Here is an 8,445-nt window from a genome sequence, read left to right as displayed (position 1 = left end):
CGGCCCCGCCCGCACCGCCCTGCTCCGCGTCGCCGCCCGGTCCCGCGCCGCCCTGCTCCATGCCGCCCTGCGGCGGCGCGTCCCCGGCGTTCGACTCGAACCAGTTGACCCGCTCCCAGCCCGCCTTCTCGCCGAACGCGGCGCCCAGCTCCGCGTGCCGTACCCAGGCGGGGGAGCGGCGCAGCGGCCGGGCGGCGGTGCGCTCCTCGCCCGGGTAGACGATGTCGTAGTACGTCGAGTAGGCGTCCAGGGCCTTGGCCCGCGCCCAGGCGGCCGACCGGGCGTGGCCGCCGAAGCGGCGCAGGTCCATGCCGAACAGGTCGTACTCGGGCGTGCCGTCCGTGATCCACTCGGCCATGACCTTGCCCACGCCGCCCGCCGCGGCCAGCCCGTGCACGCAGAACCCGGCCGCCGCCCACAGGCCGCGCACCGGGGTCGGACCTAGCAGGAACTCGCCGTCCGGCGTGAACGCCTCGGGCCCGTGCACCACCTTCACGATCTCCGTACGGCCCAGCGCCGGGACCCGCCGGACCGCCGAGTCCCACGATTCCTGAAATTTCGGCATGTCCGCGGGGAACAGCGTCCGGGGCTCCGCCAGCGGCGCGGGCGTGTCCCAGACCTCGGGGGTGCGGATGTACCCCCCGACGAGGATCCCCCCGGCCTCCTCGCGGAAGTACACGATGTTGTCCGGGTCCCGGACCGTGGGAATGGAGGAGGAGACTCCGAAAGGCTCGGTGACGACGTACTGGTGCTTGATCGGAACGACCGGGATGTCCACCCCCGCCAGCCGCCCCAGCCGCCCGGCGGCCGCCCCGGCGGCGATGACGACCGTCCCGGTCCGGACGGTCCACTCCTCGGTCTCGGACCCGATCTCGGACCCGGTTCCGGAACCGCCCCCGCGCCCGTCTCCGTCCCTGGAACCGCCTCCGTCCCCGCGTCCGTCTCCGCACCCGCGCCCGGCCGCGCGGCCCGGGCCAGCCGCACCCCGGTGACCTCACCGTTCTCGATGTCGAACCCGGTCACCTCGGTCCCGGTGAGGATCCGCGCGCCCAGCTTCTCCGCCCCGGCGGCCAGCGCCCTGGCCAGCAGCGCCGGATCGAGCCAGCCGTCGCCCGGCAGCCAGAGCGCGGCCCGCACGTCCGCCGTCTCCAGCAGCGGCAGCCGCTCCCCCGCCTCCGCCCCGGAGAGCACCGCGACGTCCAGCCCGTAGGTCTCCGCGGCCCCGGCCAGGCGCAGCGACTCCTCCACCCGCTCGGGCGTGGTCGCCAGCCGGAGCCCGCCCACCCCGCGCCAGCCGGGGTCCAGCCCGGTGAGCTCGGCCAGCTCGGGATAGAGACCGGCCGAATAGATGATCATCTTCGTCTGGGTGACGGTGGAGCGGAGCTGGCCCACGAAACCGGCCGAGTGCCAGGTGGTCCCCTCGGTGAGCCCGTGCCGCTCCACCAGCAGGACCTCGGTCCAGCCGAGCCGCGCCAGGTGGTAGGCCACGCTGCAACCGGCCACGCCCCCGCCGATCACGACGGCCCTCGCGGAGTCGGGATGTCTCATGTCCGGAACCCCCTGTGACTGGCTCTGTAACGACTCGTCCGCAGAATCGGATCAATGGTCTGAAGGTAGGCCAAAGGAGTGCGGCATGCCAGACGCTCTCACGCGCGTCCGCGAATGGGCGGGACAACCCGTCACCGAGACGCCGCTCAAGGGCGGCCTCAGCCATCGGATCGCCCGCCTGGACGCCGCCGACGGACGGCGCTGGCTGCTGCGGGTCCTCGACCCCCGCATCTCGGCCGCCGGTCTCGGCATCCCGCTCGACGACGAGATCGACAACACCCTCCGGGCGGCCGAGGCCGGGATCGGCCCGCGGGTCCTGCACCGCATGCCCGGCGCCCTGCTGCTGGAGTACCTCGACGGTGTCACGCTGGACGCGCGGGCCGTACGGGCCCTGCCCGGCCCGATCGCGGCGGCCTGCCGCCGCCTGCACGCCGGGCCGCCGTTCGTCGGCGGCTTCTCGGTATTCCGCAAGCTGGAGGAGTTCCGCGCACTGTGCCGCAGGCACGGCCTGCGCACCCCCGGCGGTTACGAGGACGTGCTCCCGGCCGTCGCCGAGATCGAGCGCGCGCTGGCCGCGCGTCCACTGCCGGCCGTGCCCTGCCACAACGACCTGCTCCCGGCCAACTTCATCCTCTGCGGCGGGCAGGTGCGGATCGTCGACTACCAGCTCTCCGGGAACGGCGACCCGGCCTTCGAACTGGGCGACATCGCCGCCGAGGCGGAGTACGACCCGGACCTCACCCGCCGGCTGGCCCGGGAGTACTTCGGCGAGGACAGCCCGCGGCTCGCCGCCCGGGTCCGGCTCAACCTGATCATGTCGAACATCACCTGGACCCTCTGGTTCTCCGTGCACCACGGGCTGCTGAGCGAGCAGGCCGCCGCCGCCGACTTCGACTACGAGGCCGAGGCGGCCGGGAAGTTCGCGCGGGCCGTACGGGACCTCGGCGATCCGGGGTTCGGGCGGCTGATCGACGACGTCCGGGGCGCGGGCCCCGGATCCCCCCACCCCCCGCACGACGCAAGGAGGCTTGAATGACCGAGCCGGCCCCGGTGGACGAGGACGCGAGACGACTCGCCGAACTCGGCTACAAGCAGGAGCTCTCCAGGACCTGGAGCGGCTTCTCCAACTTCGCCATCTCCTTCTCGATCATCTCCATCCTCGCCGGCTGCTTCACCACCTTCGGCCAGGCCTGGAACAACGGCGGCCCGGTCGCCATCTCCTGGGGCTGGCCGCTGATCTCGGTCTTCATCCTGATCATCGGCCTGTGCATGTCCGAGCTGGTCTCGGCCTACCCGACCGCCGGCGGCATCTACTGGTGGGCCGCCAAGATGGGCCGGCCGGTGCACGGCTGGTTCACCGGGTGGTTCAACCTCATCGGCCTGATCGCGGTCACCGCCTCGGTCGACTACGGCTGCGCGACGTTCATGAACATCACGGTCAACCGGTTCGCGCCGGGATTCGAGGTCTCACTCGGCAACACCTTCATCCTGTTCGCGGTCGTCCTGGTGCTGCACGCGCTGATCAACGTCTACAGCCACCGGCTGATCTCGGTGCTGCAGAACGTCTCGGTGTGGTGGCACGTGTTCGGCGCCGCCGCCGTCGTGCTGATCCTGGTCTTCGGGCCCGACTCGCACCAGTCGATGTCGTTCGTCTTCACCGAGACGATCAACAACTCCGGCTTCTCCGACACGTCCTACTGGTTCTACGTGCTCCCGCTCGGCTTCCTGCTGACCCAGTACACGATCACCGGTTTCGACGCGTGCGCGCACGTGTCGGAGGAGACCCAGGGCGCGTCCACGGCCGCCGCCCGGGGCCTGTGGCAGTCGATCTTCTACTCGGCGATCGGCGGCTGGATCGTGCTGCTCGCCTTCCTGTTCGCGGCCACCGACGTGCAGGCGGTCAACGAGGCGGGCGGCTTCGTGGGCGCCATCTTCGACTCGGCGCTTCCCGGCAACCTGGCCACCGCGATCTTCGCGATCTCCACCGTCGGCCAGTTCTTCTGCGGCATGAGCTGCGTGACCTCGATGTCCCGGATGACCTACGCCTTCTCCCGGGACGGCGCGATCCCCGGCTGGCGGCTCTGGTCGAGGGTCGACGCCAACCGGACCCCGGTCAACGCGATCGTCTTCGGCTGCGTGCTGGCCCTGGTCCTCACCCTGCCCGCGCTCTACGAGGCGCCGAACGGCCTGCCGCTCGCGTTCTACGCGGTCGTCTCGGTCGCGGTCATCGGGCTCTACCTGGCGTTCCTGATCCCGATCTGGCTCCGGCTGCGGATGGGCGACCGCTTCGAGCCCGGCCCGTGGACGCTGGGGCGCCGGTACAAGGTGATGTGCTGGATCGCGATCGTCGAGATCGCGGTCGTCTCGGTCTACTTCGTCATGCCGCTGGTCCCGGAGGCGGTGCCGTTCAGCGAGGACTTCACCTGGACCGCGGTGAACTACGCGCCCATCGTGGTGGGCGTCATGGTCCTGAGCGTGGGACTGTGGTGGGCGCTGTCGGCCCGGCACTGGTTCACCGGGCCGCGCCGTACGGTCGACGACGCCCCCGACCTGCCCACCGACGAGCCCGAGCCCGTCGCCTGATCCGGCCCGGGTGCTCCGGGCCCGCCGGGTCCCTCCCCCGGCCCGCCGGACCCGGAGCACCCCGGTCCTCCCTCCGTACGGCCGGAGCGGGACCGGTCCGCGAAGGCCGCCGCGCGGGTCAGCGCGCCTCGAAGGCCGCCGCCACCGCGTCGCGGACGCCGTCCATGGCGGTCGCGACGCCCTCGTTGGCCAGCGAGGTCATCTCCACCTCGGGCATGCCGCAGGGCACCGCCCAGTTCCACGGGGTCAGGTCGCCGTCGACGTTGAGGGCGAACCCGTGGCTGGTGACGCTCCGGCTCTGGCGCATGCCGATCGAGACGATCTTCCGTCCGGTCGCGCGCGTCCAGACGCCGGTGAGCAGCTCCGAGCCGGGCGGGGTGTCGCGCCGCTCGGCCGGGACCCCCAGGGCGTCCAGCGCGCGGACGAGCCGGAGCTCGACCTCGCGCACGTAGTCGACGATCCCCTCGTCCTCGCCGAGCTTGACGATGAGGTAGCCGACCAGCTGGCCGGGTCCGTGGTAGGTGAGCTGGCCGCCGCGCCCGGTGGTCACGACCGGGATGCCGCGGGACGGGTCGGGCAGGTGCTGCTCCGGCGTGCGCCTGCCGATGGTGTAGACGGGATGGTGGCTGAGCAGCCAGAGCGTGTCCGGCCGCTCGTCGCGCTGCCGCTCGCCGACCAGCTCGGCCATCCGGTCCATAGCCTTCTCGTAGTCGACCAGGTCGTCCTGGATCAGTGACAGGGGGCGTCGCCTCATGCCCCGAGTCTATTCATCGCCCGTAGACGGTCTCCGGCGCCTTCGGCATGAGGATCCACAGGGCCACATAGGCGATCCAGAGCGGCCCCGGGATGAGCGAGAGCAGCAGCCAGAGCACCCGGACGAGCGTGGGCGGCAGGCCGAGGCTGTCCGCGATACCGCCGCAGACGCCAGCGATGATCTTGTGCTTTCTCGAACGGTGCATGGTGTCTCTCCCCGGTTCGTCGGTCTTCATCTGTCAGAACGAGCGACGGAGAGACCCCCGTTCCCCGGACGTCCCTGAGAAAACCCTGACAGGGTCGGCAGCCCCGGTACCACCGAGGTTCATGACACTTGAGGCCCGTATCAACCGAATTCTGTAACTATTCACGCAACTCCGCGTCAGCTCCTCTATGCGTTGGCGATTGATCACGGTACGTTCCGCTCTAGTACGGAATGGGGACCCCCCAAGCACACTCCCGAGGAGCGTTATGCGCCTGAAATTCCGACGCGGAACGGCCCGCGGCCTCACAGTGGCCACCCTGGCCACGGCCCTCGCCCTTCCCCTCGCCCTCACCACTCCGGCGAGCGCGTCCACGATCGACGTACCCGACGTCCTCGCCACCGCCATGACCTACCAGGTCAAGGGCAAGAACGTGCAGAAGCACCTGCAGAAGTTCCAGGAGATCGCCACCGCCAACGGCGGCAACCGCGCCGCGGGCAGCCCCGGCTACGACGCCTCCCTCGCCTACGTGCAGGACAAGCTGCGCCGCGCCGGGTACAAGACCTCGACCACCGAGGTCGAGTTCCCGCTCAAGTGGGAGGAGTTCTCCCCCTCGGTCCTGCAGCAGACCGCCCCCGAGGCCAAGACCTACGCGGTCGGCACCGACTTCGTGACCGTGCACTCCTCCAGCGGCGGGGACGTCACGGCGGAGGTCCAGGTGGTCGACGCGGTCATCCCGGTACCGGAGACCCCCAACACCTCCACCGCGGGCTGCGAGGACGCCGACTTCGCCGGGTTCGTCCCCGGCCGGATCGCGCTGCTTCAGCGCGGCACCTGCCCGTTCGTCGACAAGGCCACCAACGCCAAGGAGGCGGGCGCGGCCGGTGTGATCTTCTTCAACGAGGGCCAGCCGGGCCGTACCGACCCGCTGGAGTTCGACATCGTCGAGTGGCGCTTCGGCTTCCCGATCGTGATGGCGAGCACCGCCGTCGGCCTCGACCTGGCCGACAGCCCCGGCACCACCGTGCACCTGAAGGTCGACGCCGCCACCACGGTCGGCAAGACCAAGAACCTCATCGCCGACTCGTGGTGGGGCAAGCGCGGCGAGATCGTGATGGTCGGCGCCCACCTGGACGGCGTGCCCGAGGGCGCCGGCATCAACGACAACGGCTCCGGCAGCGCCGCCATCCTGGAGACCGCGCTGAAGCTGGCCAAGGTGCCCACCAAGCACAAGCTGCGCTTCGCCTTCTGGGGCGCCGAGGAGCTCGGCCTGCTCGGCTCCGAGCAGTACGTCGCGGGCCTGTCCCAGGCGGAGAAGGACAAGATCCGGCTCTACCTGAACTTCGACATGGTCGCCTCCCCGAACGACGTCACCTTCCTCTACGACGGTGACGACTCCGACGCCGAGGGCGCGGGCGCGGGCCCGGCGGGCTCCGCCGAGATCGAGAAGCTCTTCGAGAAGTACTACGCCAAGCGTCGCCTGGGCTTCGAGGGCACCGACTTCGACGGCCGCTCCGACTACGGCCCGTTCATCGCCAACGGCATCCCCTCCGGCGGCATCTTCACCGGCGCCGAAGGCATCAAGACCGAGGAGCAGGCGGCGAAGTTCGGCGGCACCGCCGGCGCGCCGTACGACCCCTGCTACCACGCGGCCTGCGACGGCATCACCAACATCAACGCCGCCGCGCTGGAGCGCAACTCCAAGGCCATCGCCTACGCGACCACCTTCTACGCCTACGACCTGTCCACCATCCCCGACCGGAACGCCGCCGCCCTGGCGAAGTCCGCCGCCGCCCCCACCGCGCACGCGCACGGCAAGGACGGCAAGCACGCCGAGCCCGCCAAGTAGCCCGCCGGAGCGGTCCGCGGCCGAGGCCGTGAACCGACACGAGTGACCGGCCGGGGTCGTCGACCGGCCGGGGCGGGACGCACCGCGCCCCGCGAAGCGCACCACCATGCTGTACGGCGCGCACCCCCACCCGGGGTGCGCGCCGCTCGGGGGACCCTTCCACCTCCGACCCGAGGAGCACGATGCGCACCCTGCGAACCATCGGCAGGTCCATCGGGATGGCGGCGATCCTGGCCGTCCCGCTGGCACTCACCCCCCTGACGATCCCCGCCGCGTCGGCGGCGGCCCCGCCCGACATCCCCCTGTCGGCCGTGAAGGCCCACCTGTCCCAGTTCCAGTCCATCGCCACCGCCAACGGCGGCAACCGCGCCCACGGACGGCCCGGTTACCGGGCCTCGGCCGACTACGTCAAGGGCCTGCTGGACGGCGCCGGGTTCACCACCACCCTGCAGTCGTTCACCTACGGCGGCGCGACCGGCTACAACGTCATCGCCGACTGGCCGGGCGGCGACCCGAACGACGTCCTCATGGTCGGCGCGCACCTCGACAGCGTGTCCTCCGGCCCCGGCATCAACGACAACGGCTCCGGCAGCGCCGCCATCCTGGAGACCGCGCTGGAGGTCGCCCGCCAGGGCCTCACCCCGGCCAAGCACCTGCGCTTCGCCTGGTGGGGCGCCGAGGAGCTGGGCCTGCGCGGCTCGCAGTTCTACGTGAACAACCTCCCGTCCACCGAGCGCGCGAAGATCAAGGGCTATCTGAACTTCGACATGGTCGGCTCGCCCAACGCCGGCTACTTCGTCTACGACGGCGACAACTCCGACGGCACCGGCTCGGGCCCCGGCCCGGCGGGCTCCGCCCAGCTGGAGCGGACGCTCCAGGACTACTTCACCTCGATCGGCGTGCCGACCAGGGGCACCGACTTCGACGGCCGCTCCGACTACGGCCCGTTCATCGCCGTGGGCATCCCGGCCGGGGGCACGTTCACCGGCGCCGAGGGCACCAAGACCAGCGCCCAGGCCGCCCTCTGGGGCGGTACGGCGGGGCGCGCGTTCGACCCCTGCTACCACCGGTCCTGCGACACGACCGCCAACATCAACGACACCGCGCTCGACCGCAACGCCGACGCGATCGCCTACGCCGTGTGGACGATCGCCACGGCCGTCCCGCCGCAGGCCGTCTGGCAGGACACGTTCGAGACGGCGACCGGCTGGACGGCGAACCCGTCCGGCACCGACACCGCCACCTCCGGCCAGTGGGAGCGCGGCGACCCGGCGGCCACCTCCTCCAGCGGGGCCAAGCAGCTCGGCACCACGGTCAGCGGCGTCAACGACCTCGTCACCGGCCGTCTGGCGGGCTCCTCGGCCGGGACCCACGACATCGACGGCGGCGTCACGAGCATCCGGTCACCGGAGATCGCCCTGCCGGCGGACGGGGCGCTCAGGCTCCGCTTCTCCTGGTACCTGGCGCACGGCTCCAACTCCTCCAGCGCCGACTACCTGCGGGTGAAGG

7 protein-coding genes and 1 pseudogene are annotated in these 8,445 nt (G+C 71.4%); 4 read left to right on the top strand and 4 right to left on the bottom strand.

Translation table 11 applies throughout. The features are described 5' to 3' along the window. Both ACWJ6R_RS24690 and ACWJ6R_RS24685 read right to left on the bottom strand, forming a co-directional pair. Positions 1-823, bottom strand: an 823-nt coding sequence (locus tag ACWJ6R_RS24690) for an FAD-dependent oxidoreductase (protein ID WP_449064520.1), incomplete at its 3' end; no start/stop codon positions are given. Between the two features lie 158 nt (positions 824-981). Next, positions 982-1,548 (bottom strand): annotated as a pseudogene (locus tag ACWJ6R_RS24685) (NAD(P)/FAD-dependent oxidoreductase); the annotation flags it as partial. 85 nt (positions 1,549-1,633) lie between these two features. On the opposite strand from ACWJ6R_RS24685, the gene ACWJ6R_RS24680 reads away from it, so the two are divergent. Together ACWJ6R_RS24680 and ACWJ6R_RS24675 are read left to right on the top strand one after the other, a co-directional pair. Then, on the top strand, positions 1,634-2,584 hold the full coding sequence (locus tag ACWJ6R_RS24680) for a phosphotransferase (RefSeq protein WP_449064519.1): 951 nt from the start codon (positions 1,634-1,636) through the stop codon (positions 2,582-2,584). Continuing rightward, positions 2,581-4,131: an amino acid permease gene (locus tag ACWJ6R_RS24675; RefSeq protein WP_449064518.1), complete on the top strand. Its 1,551-nt coding sequence runs from the start codon at positions 2,581-2,583 to the stop codon at positions 4,129-4,131. Before ACWJ6R_RS24680 ends, ACWJ6R_RS24675 begins: the two co-directional genes overlap by 4 nt. Before the next feature lie 118 nt (positions 4,132-4,249). On the opposite strand, the gene lipB is transcribed toward ACWJ6R_RS24675, so the two are convergent. Then, complete coding sequence (lipB, locus tag ACWJ6R_RS24670) at positions 4,250-4,885, bottom strand: lipoyl(octanoyl) transferase LipB (protein WP_449064517.1); 636 nt, start codon at positions 4,883-4,885, stop codon at positions 4,250-4,252. 13 nt (positions 4,886-4,898) lie between these two features. Beyond that, entirely contained in the window at positions 4,899-5,090 is a 192-nt protein-coding gene (locus ACWJ6R_RS24665) for a PspC domain-containing protein (protein WP_449064516.1), read from the bottom strand. A 265-nt stretch (positions 5,091-5,355) separates the two neighbouring features. On the opposite strand from ACWJ6R_RS24665, the gene ACWJ6R_RS24660 reads away from it, so the two are divergent. Together ACWJ6R_RS24660 and ACWJ6R_RS24655 are read left to right on the top strand one after the other, a co-directional pair. Further along, complete coding sequence (locus tag ACWJ6R_RS24660) at positions 5,356-6,936, top strand: M28 family peptidase (protein WP_449064515.1); 1,581 nt, start codon at positions 5,356-5,358, stop codon at positions 6,934-6,936. Between the two features lie 182 nt (positions 6,937-7,118). Further along, positions 7,119-8,445: M28 family metallopeptidase (locus ACWJ6R_RS24655; protein ID WP_449064514.1), on the top strand; the 1,327-nt coding region annotated here is incomplete at its 3' end.

The organism is Planomonospora algeriensis (genome assembly GCF_977012225.1).
This window is presented reverse-complemented; position numbering and strand designations above follow the sequence as displayed.